Source organism: Cellulosimicrobium cellulans (assembly GCF_001722485.1).
GTDB classification, from domain to species: domain Bacteria; phylum Actinomycetota; class Actinomycetes; order Actinomycetales; family Cellulomonadaceae; genus Cellulosimicrobium; species Cellulosimicrobium cellulans_A.
The window spans coordinates 1-13,910 of the sequence record NZ_LWGL01000010.1; the positions used below are offsets into that span (position 1 = coordinate 1).

Here is a 13,910-nt window from a genome sequence, read left to right on the forward strand (position 1 = left end):
GGGACGCCGCCCACGCCGGCGTCGAGCACCGCGCCCGCGTCCGCGAGCGCCGTCCGGAGCGCGGTGCGCGTGCCCTCGTCGGCGACGAGGCCCGCGGACTCCGCGAGCACGGGCGTGCCGTCCGTCACCGCCGCCTGCAGCCGGTCGTAGGCCCACTGCTGCTGCGCCGCGACGACCGCGGCGGTCGCCTCCGTGACCGTGCCCGCCGCGGTGTCGAGCTCGCCCGGCGCGGGGGACGAGCCGGTGACGACGATGAACGACCGCTCGGGGCGCGAGCCGGGGTGGAACGGGTTGGGCCGCGTGATCCCGTCGACCGTGCGCTCCTCGGTGGTCCACCGCGGTGCCGTCGTGCGGAGCCGTTCGCCCTCGTCCACGGCGACCCGCAGCGTCTCGCGGACGGCGGGGTCGGCGACCTGGCCGTCGCTCGCCGCGAGCACCGTGCGCCCCTCGTCGACCGCTCCGGCGAGCGTGGCGAGGGCGGCGGCGTGGTCCTCCTCGGCGCGGGCGCGCGCGCCGTCGACCCGCGCGGACTCTGCCTGCACCTCGGCGTCGTAGCTCTCCACCGTCGTGACCCACGCGCGGTGCTCGGCGCGCGCCCCGAGCGCGCCGCCGACGACGACCGCGAGCGCCACGCCGACGGCGACGGCGGCCCACCACCACCGTCCCCGGCGCCTGCGCCCGACCACCCGCGGGGTCGTCATGCACCGATGGTGGGGCAACCCGTGTGTGACGTCCAGCACACCACGCGGGATGTCGCGCCTTCGCCACTGCCCGTCGACGCACGAGAGGTCCGCCGGGGCGGTCCCTGCGCATGCCTGCGCATCCCGGCGCACGCCTACGCTGGGTCGACGACCACCTGACGACGACCCGACAGGAGGGGACGCATGTTCGGCAGGCGACGTCGCACGTCCGACGACGACCCGGTGCGCCGCGCCGCGCAGTACCGGGTGGACCGCGAGGTCGACGAGGAGGCCGCGGAGTCCGACGAGCACGAGGAGCACGGCGAGCACGGCGACGCGGCCGGGGCGGGCGAGGAGGACGAGGTCGTCCGCACGCCGCGGCGCGTGCGCCCCGAGGACCGTGCGCGCTACGTCGACACGGTCATCGACCAGGCGATCCGCCGCGGCGAGTTCGACGACCTCCCGCTCGCGGGCAAGCCCATCCCGGGGCTGACCGGCCGGCACGACCCCGACTGGTGGCTCAAGAGCGTCATCGAGCGCGAGCAGCTCACCGGCCTGGGCCCGCCCGCGATGCTGCTCAAGCGCGAGGACCGCGAGCTCGACGCACGGCTCGACCAGGAGCTCGACGAGAAGGCGGTCCGCGACATCCTCGAGGACTTCAACGCGCGCGTGGTCGACGCCCGCCGCCAGCTCCTCGGCGGCCCGCCGGTCGTGACGCCCACGCGCGACGTCGACGCCGAGGTCGCGCGGTGGCGCGCGCGCCGCACCGGCCGCTGACGCGCCGCCCGCCGCCGGGCTCGCGCGCCCGGACCCCCGCCGCCGTCAGGTGGAGCGGGCCTCGAGCTCGGACCGGACGTGGTCGACGATCGCGTCGGCCGCCGCCTCGACCTCGTCGAGGCACTCCTCGAAGTCGCGCGGCCCGCCGTACCAGGGATCGGCGATGTCGAGCGCGCTCTCGGACCCGCCCGGCTCCACGCGCGGCGCGGCCGGGTCGAACGAGCGGTACATGCGGACGCGGTCCGCGACGTCGGAGCCCTCACCGTCCGCGCCCGCGCTCCCGTCGGCGAGCCGGCGCAGCGCACGGGCGTGCTGCGCCGTCATGGCGAGCACGAGGTCGCGCTGCGCGACGTCCCCCCGCTCGACCCGGCGCGCGCGGTGCAGGTCGTCCACGGGGTACCCGCGCTCGAGGAGGACCGCGCGGGCGCGCGGGTCGATCGGGTGCCCGCGCTCCTCGTCGCTCACCCCGGACGAGTCCACGACCACGCGGCCGCCGAGCCCGGCGGCCTCGAACCGGTCGCGGAGCACGATCTCGGCCATGGGGGAGCGGCAGATGTTCCCCGTGCAGACGGTCATCACGCGGTACGGCTCGCTCATGCCGCCATTGTGCCGCGGCCGCACACCACCGCCGCCTTCGTCCGGTGGCGGCGAGGCGGCGGAGCACGGAGGTTTGACCTGGGCGGGACAGGCAGGACGCCTCGACGACGACCCGCACACCGCACGCAGAGCACCGAGGAGACCGGCATGACCGTCGTGAACCCGCCGAGCGACCTGCGGGAGTACATCGAGTACCTCCGCGACAGCGGCTACACGGTCCGGGACGGGCACACGCCCGACCCGGACCTCATCGACCCGGAGGGCAACCCCGTCTGGACGTGGCAGGAGGGGTACCCGTACGACGAGCTCATGGACCGCGACGAGTACGAGGTCGAGAAGTACCGGCTCCAGGTGGAGCTGCTGAAGTTCCAGTACTGGCTCGAGGACAACGACCGCCGCGCGATCATCCTGTTCGAGGGCCGCGACGCGGCGGGCAAGGGCGGGACGATCAAGCGCTTCACGGAGCACCTCAACCCGCGCACGGCACGCGTGGTCGCGCTGTCGAAGCCGAGCGACCGCGAGCGCGGCCAGTGGTACTTCCAGCGCTACGTCCAGCACCTGCCGACGGCGGGCGAGATCGTGCTGTTCGACCGCTCCTGGTACAACCGCGCGGGCGTCGAGCGGGTGATGGGGTTCGCCACCGACGAGGAGTACCGGACGTTCATGGCGCAGGCACCGGCGTTCGAACGCATGCTCGTCGACTCCGGCATCCACGTGACCAAGCTGTGGTTCTCCGTGTCGCGCACCGAGCAGCGCACCCGGTTCGCCATCCGCCAGCTCGACCCCGTGCGGCGGTGGAAGCTGTCGCCGATGGACCTGGCGTCCCTGGACCGCTGGGAGGACTACACGGCGGCCAAGGAGGAGATGTTCCGGCGCACCGACAAGCGGTACGCGCCGTGGACGATCATCCGGTCCAACGACAAGAAGCGGGCGCGGATCAACGCGATGCGCTTCTTCCTCAGCCGGTTCGACTACGACGGCAAGGATCGCGAGGTGGTCGGCACCCCCGACCCGCTCCTCGTCCTGCGGAGCAAGAACGAGCCGGCGGACGAGTGAGGTCGCCCGTCCGGTGCGTCTCGTCCGCCCGCTCGTCGCGCACCGGCGCGGCCGCGTGCCTACCGTGAGGCCATGACGATCAGGGCGGGTACCGGGCGTGTCGCGGTGACGGGGGCGAGCGGGCTCCTCGGGTCGAAGCTCGCGTTCCGGCTGGCGGCGGAGGGTGCGCCGCAGCGCCTCGTGGTCCGGGACGAGGAGCGCGCACCGAGCCTGGGCGACGGACCTCTCCCGGAGTCGGAGGTCGCGGTCGTCGGGGGCTACTCCGACACGCGCGCCATGGTCGAGGCGTTCACCGGCTGCGACACCGTGTTCCTCGTGTCCGCGCACGAGGCGGCGGACCGCGTCGCCGAGCACCGCGCGGCCGTCGACGCCGCGGTCGCCGCCGGCGTGCAGCGGATCGTCTACCTGTCGTTCGTCGGCGCGGCGCCCGACGCCGTGTTCACGTTCGCGCGCGACCACTGGCAGACCGAGCAGTACGTGCGCGGCACGCGGCTGCGCCACACGTTCCTGCGCGACAACCTCTACCACCGCGGCCTCGCGCTCATGGTCGGCGACGACGGCGTGCTCCGCGGGCCGGCAGGTGACGGCCGGGTCGCGTCGGTGTCGCACGACGACATCGCCGACGTCGCGACGGCCGTCCTCCTCGACGAGCGGCCGCGCCGGCACGACGGCGCCACGTACGACGTGACCGGCCCCGAGGCGCTCACGCTCCACGAGGTCGCGCAGGCCTTGTCGCGGGCGGCCGGCCGCGAGATCACCTACCACCCGGAGTCCGTCGACGAGGCGTACGCGTCGCGGGCGTCGTCCGGCGCGCCGCGGTTCGAGGTGGAGGGCTGGGTGTCGTCCTACCAGGCCATCGCCGCGGGTGCGCTCGCCCAGGTCAGCGACGTGGTCGAGCGCTTCACCGAGCGCCCGGCGCAGTCGTTCGCGGAGTGGCTCGACGACTACCCGGAGGAGTGGGCGCACCTGCGCCGCTGACCGTGCGGGTCCGGGCGCCGCCCGGGCGAATCCTCCCTGCGCGAAATTCGGTGGTCGGTGCGCGCGGGCGGACGTACCGTCGTCGTACACGAGAAGGGAGGTGATCCGAGAAGTGAATTCTCTTCGGACCCGTGAGGTGGTCGCGCGCTAGTCGTCGCGCGACCGATTCGTATCTGACGGACCGGACGCGGTGAGCCCGTGAACCGGGCGGCGCCTCCCGCGCGGGAGGCGGCCGACGGCGAGCGAGTACCACGCGACCACCGGGGCCCGCGGGCGTCGTGCCCTCGTCCAGCACGACAGGAGGAATCCCCTCCGGCCCGCGGGCTTCTCCGTGCCCGCGCCCGGCACGACGCGCGTGCTCAGTACGGCGCGCGCGCCACCACGAGGAACCGCGGCGCCTCGTCGACGAACTCGTGCCCGGCCGCGAAGTGCAGGTGCAGCGCGCGCAGGGGCGCCTCGAACCGCGCCACCGCCTCCGGCGTGAGGGGCGCGAGCTCCGGGACCGGCGACGCCGTCGTGCGCAGCGACCCGAGCAGGGAGCCCAGGTCGCGGTACCGGCGCAGGCCCTCGTGCTCGCGTGCGACGTCGACGACGAACCCCGCCCCGCGCAGCACCTCCACCGCCCCGTCGAGGGTCACGGAGTCGGGGTCCCAAGGCAGCTCCGCGCCGAGCGCCGTGCACACGCGGATCCCGTCGCGGCTGTCGAGCTGCTCGGTGAGGAACACGCCTCCGGGCCGCAGGACGCGGCGCACCTCGTCCGGGTCGAACTCCTCGTGCCGCGCCAGCACCACCGCGAACTGCGCGTCGAGGAACGGCAGCACCTCGTCACCGCGTCCCGTCGCGCGCACCTCCACGCCCAGGGGTGCGAGACGCCGCCGGGCCACCGGCAGGTGCGGCGGCCACGCCTCCGTCGCTGCCGAGCCCGCGGGCAGCGGCGCGAGCGAGGCCAGCAGCCCTCCGCTGCCCGTGCCCAGGTCGAGCACCGGCCCGCGGTCGCCCGCGACGAGCTCGCGCGCGAGCGCCGCGTAGTCCCACGGCGGGGCGTCCTCGACCACCCGGCCGGTCACGCGCCCGTCGACCGCGCCACGGTCCGGCACCGTCAGCGGCACCGACCGCGCCCACACCACATGCGTCTCGAACGACGCGTCCGGGGCGGGCAGGGCGAGGGGGACCGCGGCGTGCATGCCCTCGATTCTCGCCCGGCACCCTGGTCGTTCGCCGGGAGGACGGCCCTGCCCGCGCGTCGTGGCACGCCGCCGGACGGGGACTCCTCCCCATCGCCACCCCCCGACGGCGCGCGATAGCCTCCCGGGGCACGCGCCGTCGGCGCGCGCCGACGGCCCCGCACCGCGGGCGCCGCCGAGGACCGGACCGGAAGGCGGGGGCGCGTGAGCAGCGGTCTCTGGGGAGCCGACGTCAACCAGCTGCGGGCGCTCGCGGAGTCGTTGCAGTCCGCGTCCGAGCAGCTCGTCACCACGACGGCGCAGGTGAGCAGCCTCCTCGAGTCGTCCACGCGGTGGACCGGCGACGACGCCGCCCAGTTCCGCAGCGAGTGGGGCGGGTCGTCCGTGGCGCTCCTGCGCGGCGTGAGCCAGACCCTCTCCGAGGCGTCCCAGGCCGTCCTGCGCAACGCGCAGCAGCAGTACGACACGAGCACCGAGGGCGGCGGCATCCCGGCCCCCGGCGTCCCCGCTCCCGGCGTGCCGACGGGCCCCGGCGGCGGCCCCCTCGGCGGGAGCCCCGGGCTCCAGGGGTCGATCTGGGACGTCGGCCAGGTGGCGTGGGGCGCCGCCTCGCTCGTCCTCGCGGGGAAGAAGGGCTGGAAGGTCGGCTCGTTGGTCAACAGCTTCCTCCAGGCGAACCGCCTCGCGGACGTCTCGGACGCCGCCGCGAGCGCCTCGGTCTTCGCGCGCGGCATGGTGGTCGACGACGCGATCGGGGTGCTCGGCGGCTTCGGGACGGCGGGGCGCCTCATGGGCGGCGTGGGCGGCCTGTTCGGCGTGATCGGCGGCTTCGACCAGATGTTCAACACCCAGTACGACGGCCTGCGCGGCGGGGTCGACCGCGTCATGGGCGGCGTCTCCGTCGTCGGCGGCGCGGGGACGATGCTCCTGATGGCCGGCATGCTGACGAACCCGGTGGGCATCGGCGTCGTCGTCGGCGCGGGCGTCGTCGCGGGCGCCTGGGCGCTCGGCAACCTCGTCGTCGACAACTGGGACTCCATCACCGGCTTCTTCGGGGACCCCGGGGGATATCTGGCCGACGGGTGGAACGACGTCAAGGACTTCGCCGGGAACGCGGCCGATACCATCGGGGACGTCGCGTCCGACGTCGGGGACGCGATCGGCGACGGCCTGTCCGCCGCCGGTGACTTCGTCGGAGGGCTCTTCTCGTGACCGAGCAGACCATGCGGTGGTCGGCCGCGGACATCGCCGCGGCCGAGCAGACGCTCGCGCGGTCCACGGCGGGGGAGGTCACGCACGTCGTCACGCTCACGGACGAGGAGGTGACGATCCTCGACGGCCTGCAGAACCCGCAGCTGGTCGTGCTGCCGTGGCTCGACGCCCAGGAGGGCGCCGACCGGTCGCTCGTGGGCCGCGTCGCGCTGCGGTCCCTGCTCGCGCGCGGCCTCGTCGTGCCGACGGAGGAGCAGCCCGCGGGTCAGCCCGGCGCCGACGGCGCGCCGGAGGTCCGGATCGTGGCGGTCCCCGAGGTCACCGGCCCGCTCGTGCTGCGCCGCACCGCGAGCGCGATCCTCTCCGCGGAGCGCACGACGTCGCTCGGCAAGCACTGGGTGTACCTGTACCTCCACGAGGACGACCGCGTGCTCGAGGAGGAGGTCGGCCCGAGCGGCCACCACTCGTTCAGCGTCTACCCGCTCGCCGAGGTCGCCGGACGCGTCGCCGTGTTCGCGGACCCCGCCGCCAAGGCGGTCCTCGACGGCCGGTCGCAGACCTTCACCCCGGACGAGCTCGCCGCGCAGGCGCCGACGCTGCCCGAGCTCGCGGACGCCGTCGCGGTCACGACGCTCGCCGGCGTCCGGGCCGGGTCGGACGTCCTCGTCCAGGTGAGCGTCTACGCGACGCCCGACGGGGTCTACGTCGTCCGCGGCACCGAGCGCGGGGAGGACGGCGAACCCGTCACCCTGACGCTGTCCGAGGTCGGGCCCGCCACGGTCCGCCGTCTGCCGCTCGAGCTGCTCGGTCGATGAGCGCGGGGCAGCTCGCGCACCCGACCGGTGACCGCGTCACGGCCAAGGTCCGCCAGCTCGCCGCGGAGTCCGGGCTCGGCGGGGTCCGGCACGTCTCGGCCGCGACGCTCAACGGCCCCGGTTGGACGACGGTCGTCCTCGCTCTCCTGGTGTTCTCCCTCGGTCCCGTGCTCGTCGGCGGCGCGAGCCCGGCGACCGCCGCGGGCGTCGGTGCGGCCTGCGTCGTGATCTTCGCCGGGATCCTGGTGTTCCTCGCGTCCGAGAAGCTCGTCGTGCTCGAGCGCGGGATCCTCGTCGGGTCCTTCGCGCCGTTCCTGCGCCCGACCGCGCTGCCGTTCGCGGCGATCGACGCCCGCACCGTGCGCGCCGTCGTCGCGAACCAGCGCACGCTCGGCCTCCTGCTCGCCGACCGCGGCGTCAACGGCGGCTCGCGCACGGTGCTGTGGTCGCGCCGCGCGGTGACGTTCATCGGGGTCGCGCCCGTCCTGGCGAAGCGCGCCGCGGTCACTCGCGAGCCGCTCGACCTCGCGACCGCGACGGGCGTCGAGCTCTGGGTCTTCTCCGCGCGTAACCCCTCCAGCCAGGAGTCGCTCGTGCGCGCGCTCGGCACCGCGATGCGGTCCGCCGGGGCGCCGGGCGCCGACGACGTCGAGGCGCTCGCGCTGCCCGCGCAGCCGGTCGAGGTCTCGGCCGACGGCGCGGACCGGCTGGCGATCCCCGAGCGCTTCCGCGCACCGCGCGTGCGGCGCACGCGCTAGTCGTGGGTCCAGGCCGAGCGACCCGCAAGGTGCGTGCCACCGTCCAGCGCCACCCCGAGCTGGGCGCTCTCCTGCACGTCGAGGCGAACACGCCGCCCGCGAGCGCGTACGTCGTCACCGCGGTCGTGATCCTGGCGTTCACGGTCGGCGTCGTGCTCGGCAACGGGGACGTCGTCGACGCGCTCGCCGTCGCGCCCGTCTGGGTGGCGATCGCGGCGGTCGTCCTGTGGTTCATCGGCTCGGAGAAGATGCTCGTCCTCGAGCGGGGGGTCGTCGTCGGCTCGTTCGCGCCGTTCCTGCGCCCGTACGTCGTGCCGTTCGCGGAGATCGACGCGTGGTCGGTCGGTGCTGTGGACAAGGTCGTGCGCCTCGGGCGCATGACGGCGAGCCAGGGCGTCGCGTCGACGGGCCGCACCGCGCTGTGGTCCCGGTACGCCGTCGTCTTCGTCGGCCCGTCGGCGGTCGTCGCGCGACGCCACCGCGCGCGCGTCGCGGGGGTGCTCGACGTGTCGGAGCGCACCGTCCGTGGCGGCACGCTGTGGTGGTTCGCGACGCGCGGGCGCCCCGACCGCCTCGTCCACGCCCTCGCCGGCGCCCTCCTCGCGGCGGGCGTGCCGGGAGCGGACGGTGTCGTGGCGCGAGCGCTGCCGCCCACCGTCCTCTCGGGCAGGCCGGAGGACGCGGCCGTCCAGCTCCCCGGCCTTCAGCGCCGCACGCGCTGACCGGGCCTCAGCCCTCGCTGGGCCGTCCGAGCGCGGCGACGAGCTCCGCCGTCGGGCCGCCGTCAGCCGTCGCGGCGCGCAGGGCCTCGAGCTGCAGGACCATCCACGGGCTGAAGGCCCACGGCGTCGCGTCGACCGACCGCACCACGTCGCGCGGGTCGGCCCAGGCGATCTCCACGACCTCGTCGGGGTTCGGCACGACGTCGCCCACCGCGCGCGCGACGTAGACCGGGCAGATCTCGTTCTCGACGACGCCCGACGCGTCGACCGCGCGGTATCGGAAGCCGGGCACGGCGACCTGGAGGTCGGCGAGCTCGAACCCGAGCTCGTGCTCCGCGTGGCGCACGACCGACTCCTCGGACGTCTCGGTCCAGCGCGTGTGCCCGCAGAAAGAGTTCGTCCACACGCCGGGCCACGTGCGCTTGACGAGGGCGCGCCGCGTGAGGAGCAGGCGGCCGGCGTCGTCGAGCACGTAGCAGGAGAACGCGAGGTGCAGGGGCGTCTCGGTGGTGTGCACGGCCGAGCGGTCGAAGGTGCCGGTGCGGCGGCCCTCGTCGTCCACGGTGACGACGTGGTCGGCGGCCACGGGGACGTGGGAGGTCATGCCGTCACTCTCGCACACCGGGCCCGGACGCGGGGCCCGGGCTCCCGCGCGGGTGAACTAAGGTGAGGGTAACCTGCACGACCTCCCCGACCCGTGAAGAGCACGAGATGGCCCCGCACGCCTCCACGACGGACGCCGCCCCGGCGGCCGCCGGCGGACCCGAGGACTCGCCGCGCGCCACGCGCGAGGACCGGCGTCCCGGCGTCGTCGGCTCGCTCGGCGGCCGGACGCTCGGGCTCCTCGTGTCCCTGCTGGTCCTCGTCGTGGCCGTGGCGCTCAGCCTCGCCGTCGGGTCCCGGGCGGTGCCGCTCGGCACGGTCGTCGACGCCCTCACGGCGTACGACGGCAGCGCGGAGCACGTCGTCGTGCACGACCTGCGCGTGCCGCGCACGCTCCTGGGGCTGCTCGTCGGCGCGGCGCTGGGCGTCGCGGGCGCGCTCATCCAGGGCATGACGCGCAACCCGCTCGCCGACCCCGGCATCCTCGGCGTCAACGCGGGCGCCGGTCTCGGCGTGGTCCTCGGCGTCGCGCTGCTCGGCGTCGCGGACGTCAGCGCGTTCGTGTGGTTCGCGTTCGGCGGGGCGGTCGTCGCGGCGGTCGCCGTGTACCTCGTCGGGTCGGCGGGGCGCGGCGGCGCGACACCCGTGCGGCTCACGCTCGCCGGCATCGCGCTCGGCGCGTTCCTCAGCGGGCTCACGCTCACCATGACGCTGCTCGACCCGGCGTCGTTCGACCGGCTGCGAGCGTGGGGCGGGACGTCGGGCGCGTGGGGGTCCGGGTCGATCGCGGGGGCCACGCCCGCGACCGTCGGCGACGTGACGCCGTTCATCGTGGTCGGGCTCGTCCTCGCGCTGCTCGTCGCGCGCCCGCTCGACGCCGTCGCGCTCGGCGACGACCTGGCCCGTTCGCTCGGCGCGCACGTCGGACGCACGCGCGTGCTCGTCGGCGTCGCCGTCACGCTCCTGTGCGGTGCGGCGACCGCCGCCGCCGGCCCCGTCGCGTTCGTCGGGCTCATGGTCCCGCACGTCGCGCGCTGGGCCGTCGGCCCGGTGCAGCGCTGGATCGTGCCCTACTCGGCGGTGCTCGGCGCCGTCCTCGTGCTCGCCGCCGACGTGCTGGGGCGCCTCGTCGCGCGCCCGGGCGAGGTGCCGGTCGGCATCGTCACGGCGTTCGTCGGGGCACCGGTGCTCATCGCGCTCGTGCGCCGCACCCGGGCGAGCGGCCTGTGAGCGCGCCGACCGCCCGCGCGGGGACCCACCCCGCCGAGCGCCGGACGAACCGACCGGACTTCGGCCGGCCCGTGCGCGTCCTGCGCACCCCCGGCGGCGGGTTCAGCCGGCGGCTCGATCTGCGCACCGGCCTCGTGTGCGCGGCGCTGCTGCTCGTCTCGCTCGCCGTCGGGGTCGTCGCGCTGACGACCGGGGACTACCCGCTGAGCGTCGGGCAGGTGCTCGGCGCGCTCACCGGCGCGTCCGAGGGCCCGGTGCGCATGATCGTCGTCGAGTGGCGCCTGCCGCGCGCGCTCCTCGCGCTCGTGCTGGGCGCCGCGCTCGGCGCGAGCGGTGCCGTCTTCCAGTCGATCACGCGCAACCCGCTCGGCAGCCCCGACGTCATCGGGTTCAACACCGGTGCGTACACGGGCGCGCTCGTCGTGCTCATGGTGCTCGGCGGCGGGTACGGTGGCGTCGCGGTCGGGGCCCTGGTCGGCGGCATCGGCGCCGCCGTCCTCGTCTACGTGCTCGCCTACCGGCGCGGGGTCCAGGGCTTCCGGTTCGTCGTCGTCGGCATCGCGGTGTCCGCGATGCTCTCGGCGGTCAACGGGTGGCTCGTCATCACGGCCGACCTCGAGACCGCGATGGCGGCGACGCTCTGGGGCGCCGGCTCGCTCAACGGCACCACGTGGGAGCAGGCGGCGCCGGCCACCGTGCTCGTCGTCGTGCTGCTGCTCGCGCTCGTACCGCTCGTGCCGCGCATGCACCTGCTCGAGATGGGCGACGACGCCGCGACCGCGCTCGGCGTGCACCGCGAGCGCGTGCGGCTCGCCCTCGTCGGCGTCGGCGTCGCGCTCATCGCCGTCGTGACCGCCGCCGCCGGCCCGATCTCCTTCGTCGCGCTGGCCGCGCCGCAGCTCGCGCGCCGCCTGACGCGAGGCGCGGGCGTCCAGGTGCTGCCCGCCGCGGCGATGGGCGCGCTGCTGCTGTCGGCGAGCGACCTCGTCGCCCAGCGCCTGATCCCGTCGACCCAGCTGCCCGTCGGCGCCATCACGGTCGTGCTCGGCGGCGCCTACCTCGTCTGGCTGCTCGTGCGCGAGGCACGGCGATGAGCGGCGAGCACCCGACCCGTCCCGGGAGGACCCGCGTGACCACGACCGACCGCTCCGCCGGCACCACGGGAGCGCCGGGCCGTGCCGCGGCGGCCGCCGCCCACGAGCATGCCGCCGTACAGGAGGGTGCGGACCGTCTGTACGCCGCGGGCGTCACGCTCGGCTACGACGAGCGCGTCATCTCCCGCGACCTCGACGTGGCGATCCCCGACGGCTCGTTCACGGTGATCGTCGGGCCCAACGCGTGCGGCAAGTCGACGCTCCTGCGCGCGCTGTCGCGGCTCTTGCGACCGGCCGAAGGGCAGGTGGTGCTCGACGGGCGCTCGATCTCGGCGATCCCCGCCAAGGAGGTCGCGCGCCGCCTCGGGCTGCTGCCCCAGTCGTCGATCGCGCCCGAGGGCATCACCGTCGTCGACCTCGTCGCGCGCGGCCGGTACCCGCACCAGAAGCTCCTGCGGCAGTGGTCGCGCGAGGACGAGGCGGCCGTCGTCGCGGCCATGGAGGCCACCGGCGTCACCGAGCTCTCGGGCCGGCTCGTCGACGAGCTGTCGGGCGGGCAGCGCCAGCGCGTGTGGGTCGCGATGGTCCTCGCGCAGGAGACGCCCCTCCTGCTGCTCGACGAGCCGACGACGTTCCTCGACATCGCCCACCAGGTCGAGCTGCTCGACCTGTGCGCCGACCTCAACCAGGAGCGCGGGCACACGCTCGTCGCCGTGCTGCACGACCTCAACCACGCGTGCCGCTACGCGACGCACCTCATCGCGATGAAGGACGGCGCGGTGGTCGCCGAGGGCGCGCCGGCGGACGTCGTGACGGCCGAGCTCGTCGAGGACGTCTTCGGGCTGCCGTGCCGGATCATCGACGACCCGGTGACCGGCACCCCGCTCGTCGTGCCCGAGCGCCGCCCGCGCCGGGGTTGACGCGCCAACCTCATCCCGGGAGGGAAACGGAACAGCGCGCAGCCAGAGACCGATTGACAATCGATAGAACGCCATCGATAGTCGATACATGAACACGACGCTGACCGTGACCTTGCGGACGACGCTGGCGCTTCTCCTGCTGGGTGCCCTGGCGTGCCAGATCGCCTTCATCCCCCTCGTCGCCCAGGGATTCGCAGACGCATACCCGGAGGTCTCGCACCTTGCGGTCCCCTACACCAGCGCGGCCATCCTCGCGCTGGCGTGCTTCGACATCGCGCTCATCGCGATCTGGCAGTTGCTCACCCTGGTCAGGAGACAACGGATCTTCGACGCGAAGGCCCTCAAGTGGGTCGACGCCATCACGACCTGTGCAGCCGCCGCCTCGGTCCTGGCGATCGCCGTCTTCGTGCACATGATCTTCGTCGAGCAGACAGGCGGACCAGCGGGTCTCCTCGCTCTCGTCGGATCTCTCGTTGGTGGCGCAGCACTCGTCCTGCTGATGGTCGTGATGCGAGGGTTGCTCGAGACCGCGATCTCCGACCGCAGCGAGCTCGCCGAGGTGATCTGATGGCGATCGTGGTCGACCTCGACGTCATGCTCGCCCGTCGGAAGATGACGGTGGGCGACTTCGCCGCCGCAGTCGGGATCACGCCCGCGAACGTCGCCGTGCTCAAGAACGGGCGAGCGCGGGCCATCCGGTTCACGACCCTCGACGCGATCTGCCAGGTCCTCGAGTGCCAACCGGGGGACATCCTCAGACACGAGCCGGAGCCCCCTGCCGGCACGCACCAGTAGGAGCATCGGCTCGACGCCGCGGCGTCGCCTCACCCGACGACGTCCGCGAACTCCTCGGGCAGCCGCACGTTCCGCGGGTGGTCGGCGAACAGCGGAGCGACCTCGGCGGCGGAGTACCCGGCGATGCCGCAGCCGACCGGTGTGAGCAGGAACGTCAGGTCCGGGTGCTCGCGCGCGAACGCGAGGAAGGTCGCGACCTCGTCGCGCAGCACGTCCCAGCCGGACATCGTGTCGATCGCGTACGACCGCCCGTGCAGGCCGTGGCCCTCGCCCCACACGGCGCCGAACAGCTCGTGCGCGGTGCGGGCCGCGCCGGCGCCGTGCGCGCCCGAGGCGTTCGACCCGAAGACGAAGATCTCGCCCGGTCCCAGCTCCGTGATCCTGGCCATCCGGCCACGCTAGGCCGCCGGGGCCGGAGGCGCACGGCCGGCCGGCGGGCCGCCGTCCCGTGACGCAGCGAGGCCCCGGGACGCGACGTCCCGGGGCCTC

The 13,910-nt window shown here is 74.9% G+C and carries 17 protein-coding genes; 12 read left to right on the forward strand and 5 right to left on the reverse strand.

All coding sequences use genetic code 11. The features are described from left to right. Window positions 1–701, reverse strand: a 701-nt coding sequence (locus JZ5iCDA_RS18705) for a hypothetical protein (RefSeq protein WP_436967383.1), incomplete at its 3' end; no start/stop codon positions are given. Between the two features lie 183 nt (window positions 702–884). Here JZ5iCDA_RS18705 and JZ5iCDA_RS18230 point away from each other — a divergent pair. Beyond that, window positions 885–1,457, forward strand: coding sequence for a DUF1992 domain-containing protein (locus JZ5iCDA_RS18230; protein WP_069385671.1), 573 nt, complete (start codon window positions 885–887; stop codon window positions 1,455–1,457). Between the two features lie 45 nt (window positions 1,458–1,502). On the opposite strand, the gene JZ5iCDA_RS18235 is transcribed toward JZ5iCDA_RS18230, so the two are convergent. Then, window positions 1,503–2,054 carry a low molecular weight protein-tyrosine-phosphatase gene (locus JZ5iCDA_RS18235; RefSeq protein WP_069385672.1) on the reverse strand — a complete coding sequence of 184 codons (552 nt, stop codon included), beginning with the start codon at window positions 2,052–2,054 and terminating at the stop codon, window positions 1,503–1,505. Between the two features lie 147 nt (window positions 2,055–2,201). On the opposite strand from JZ5iCDA_RS18235, the gene ppk2 reads away from it, so the two are divergent. Beyond that, complete coding sequence (gene ppk2 / locus JZ5iCDA_RS02405; RefSeq protein WP_069385673.1) at window positions 2,202–3,110, forward strand: polyphosphate kinase 2; 909 nt, start codon at window positions 2,202–2,204, stop codon at window positions 3,108–3,110. 72 nt (window positions 3,111–3,182) lie between these two features. Continuing rightward, window positions 3,183–4,088: an NmrA family NAD(P)-binding protein gene (locus JZ5iCDA_RS02410; RefSeq protein ID WP_069385674.1), complete on the forward strand. Its 906-nt coding sequence runs from the start codon at window positions 3,183–3,185 to the stop codon at window positions 4,086–4,088. A gap of 359 nt (window positions 4,089–4,447) precedes the next feature. On the opposite strand, the gene JZ5iCDA_RS02415 is transcribed toward JZ5iCDA_RS02410, so the two are convergent. Further along, a complete protein-coding gene (locus JZ5iCDA_RS02415) occupies window positions 4,448–5,272 on the reverse strand; it encodes a class I SAM-dependent methyltransferase (RefSeq protein ID WP_069385675.1) in 825 nt (274 codons plus the stop codon). A gap of 204 nt (window positions 5,273–5,476) precedes the next feature. Between JZ5iCDA_RS02415 and JZ5iCDA_RS02420 the strand changes: the two genes are divergently transcribed. From JZ5iCDA_RS02420 to JZ5iCDA_RS02435, 4 genes are read left to right on the forward strand one after another with little or no spacing between them, the layout of a single operon-like run. Next, window positions 5,477–6,484, forward strand: coding sequence for a WXG100 family type VII secretion target (locus tag JZ5iCDA_RS02420; RefSeq protein WP_069385676.1), 1,008 nt, complete (start codon window positions 5,477–5,479; stop codon window positions 6,482–6,484). Continuing rightward, window positions 6,481–7,299 (forward strand): hypothetical protein, encoded by an 819-nt coding sequence (locus JZ5iCDA_RS02425; protein ID WP_069385677.1) that lies wholly within the window; start codon window positions 6,481–6,483, stop codon window positions 7,297–7,299. The genes JZ5iCDA_RS02420 and JZ5iCDA_RS02425 overlap by 4 nt, the downstream gene beginning before the upstream one ends. Next, entirely contained in the window at window positions 7,296–8,057 is a 762-nt protein-coding gene (locus JZ5iCDA_RS02430) for a hypothetical protein (RefSeq protein WP_069385678.1), read from the forward strand. The genes JZ5iCDA_RS02425 and JZ5iCDA_RS02430 overlap by 4 nt, the downstream gene beginning before the upstream one ends. Before the next feature lie 29 nt (window positions 8,058–8,086). After that, entirely contained in the window at window positions 8,087–8,779 is a 693-nt protein-coding gene (locus tag JZ5iCDA_RS02435; RefSeq protein WP_069385679.1) for a hypothetical protein, read from the forward strand. A 7-nt stretch (window positions 8,780–8,786) separates the two neighbouring features. Here JZ5iCDA_RS02435 and idi read toward each other — a convergent pair whose 3' ends face one another. Then, window positions 8,787–9,383, reverse strand: a complete 597-nt coding sequence (idi, locus tag JZ5iCDA_RS02440; protein ID WP_069385680.1) for an isopentenyl-diphosphate Delta-isomerase — start codon at window positions 9,381–9,383, stop codon at window positions 8,787–8,789. 107 nt (window positions 9,384–9,490) lie between these two features. Between idi and JZ5iCDA_RS02445 the strand changes: the two genes are divergently transcribed. The 5 genes from JZ5iCDA_RS02445 to JZ5iCDA_RS02465 all read left to right on the forward strand — a co-directional run bounded on the left by JZ5iCDA_RS02445 (window position 9,491) and on the right by JZ5iCDA_RS02465 (window position 13,421). Further along, window positions 9,491–10,612 (forward strand): FecCD family ABC transporter permease, encoded by a 1,122-nt coding sequence (locus tag JZ5iCDA_RS02445; protein ID WP_069385681.1) that lies wholly within the window; start codon window positions 9,491–9,493, stop codon window positions 10,610–10,612. Further along, window positions 10,609–11,706 (forward strand): FecCD family ABC transporter permease, encoded by a 1,098-nt coding sequence (locus JZ5iCDA_RS02450; RefSeq protein ID WP_069385682.1) that lies wholly within the window; start codon window positions 10,609–10,611, stop codon window positions 11,704–11,706. The genes JZ5iCDA_RS02445 and JZ5iCDA_RS02450 overlap by 4 nt, the downstream gene beginning before the upstream one ends. A 137-nt stretch (window positions 11,707–11,843) precedes the next feature. Next, entirely contained in the window at window positions 11,844–12,626 is a 783-nt protein-coding gene (locus JZ5iCDA_RS02455; RefSeq protein ID WP_069385698.1) for an ABC transporter ATP-binding protein, read from the forward strand. Between the two features lie 88 nt (window positions 12,627–12,714). Then, window positions 12,715–13,194 carry a DUF2975 domain-containing protein gene (locus JZ5iCDA_RS02460; protein WP_069385683.1) on the forward strand — a complete coding sequence of 160 codons (480 nt, stop codon included), beginning with the start codon at window positions 12,715–12,717 and terminating at the stop codon, window positions 13,192–13,194. After that, window positions 13,194–13,421, forward strand: a complete 228-nt coding sequence (locus tag JZ5iCDA_RS02465) for a helix-turn-helix domain-containing protein (RefSeq protein ID WP_069385684.1) — start codon at window positions 13,194–13,196, stop codon at window positions 13,419–13,421. Before JZ5iCDA_RS02460 ends, JZ5iCDA_RS02465 begins: the two co-directional genes overlap by 1 nt. A gap of 29 nt (window positions 13,422–13,450) precedes the next feature. On the opposite strand, the gene JZ5iCDA_RS02470 is transcribed toward JZ5iCDA_RS02465, so the two are convergent. Then, window positions 13,451–13,810 carry an A1S_2505 family phage non-structural protein gene (locus tag JZ5iCDA_RS02470; RefSeq protein ID WP_069385685.1) on the reverse strand — a complete coding sequence of 120 codons (360 nt, stop codon included), beginning with the start codon at window positions 13,808–13,810 and terminating at the stop codon, window positions 13,451–13,453. Window positions 13,811–13,910: the final 100 nt, after the last annotated feature.

Excerpts from the sequence above, each read along its gene's own strand:
- idi (WP_069385680.1), bottom strand. The coding sequence starts at position 9,383 with ATGACCTCCCACGTCCCCGTGGCCGCCGACCACGTCGTCACCGTGGAC.
- JZ5iCDA_RS02430 (WP_069385678.1), top strand. The coding sequence starts at position 7,296 with ATGAGCGCGGGGCAGCTCGCGCACCCGACCGGTGACCGCGTCACGGCC.
- ppk2 (WP_069385673.1), top strand. The coding sequence starts at position 2,202 with ATGACCGTCGTGAACCCGCCGAGCGACCTGCGGGAGTACATCGAGTAC.
- JZ5iCDA_RS02410 (WP_069385674.1), top strand. The coding sequence starts at position 3,183 with ATGACGATCAGGGCGGGTACCGGGCGTGTCGCGGTGACGGGGGCGAGC.
- JZ5iCDA_RS02415 (WP_069385675.1), bottom strand. The coding sequence starts at position 5,272 with ATGCACGCCGCGGTCCCCCTCGCCCTGCCCGCCCCGGACGCGTCGTTC.
- JZ5iCDA_RS02470 (WP_069385685.1), bottom strand. The coding sequence starts at position 13,810 with ATGGCCAGGATCACGGAGCTGGGACCGGGCGAGATCTTCGTCTTCGGG.
- JZ5iCDA_RS18230 (WP_069385671.1), top strand. The coding sequence starts at position 885 with ATGTTCGGCAGGCGACGTCGCACGTCCGACGACGACCCGGTGCGCCGC.
- JZ5iCDA_RS02460 (WP_069385683.1), top strand. The coding sequence starts at position 12,715 with ATGAACACGACGCTGACCGTGACCTTGCGGACGACGCTGGCGCTTCTC.
- JZ5iCDA_RS02445 (WP_069385681.1), top strand. The coding sequence starts at position 9,491 with ATGGCCCCGCACGCCTCCACGACGGACGCCGCCCCGGCGGCCGCCGGC.
- JZ5iCDA_RS18235 (WP_069385672.1), bottom strand. The coding sequence starts at position 2,054 with ATGAGCGAGCCGTACCGCGTGATGACCGTCTGCACGGGGAACATCTGC.
- JZ5iCDA_RS02465 (WP_069385684.1), top strand. The coding sequence starts at position 13,194 with ATGGCGATCGTGGTCGACCTCGACGTCATGCTCGCCCGTCGGAAGATG.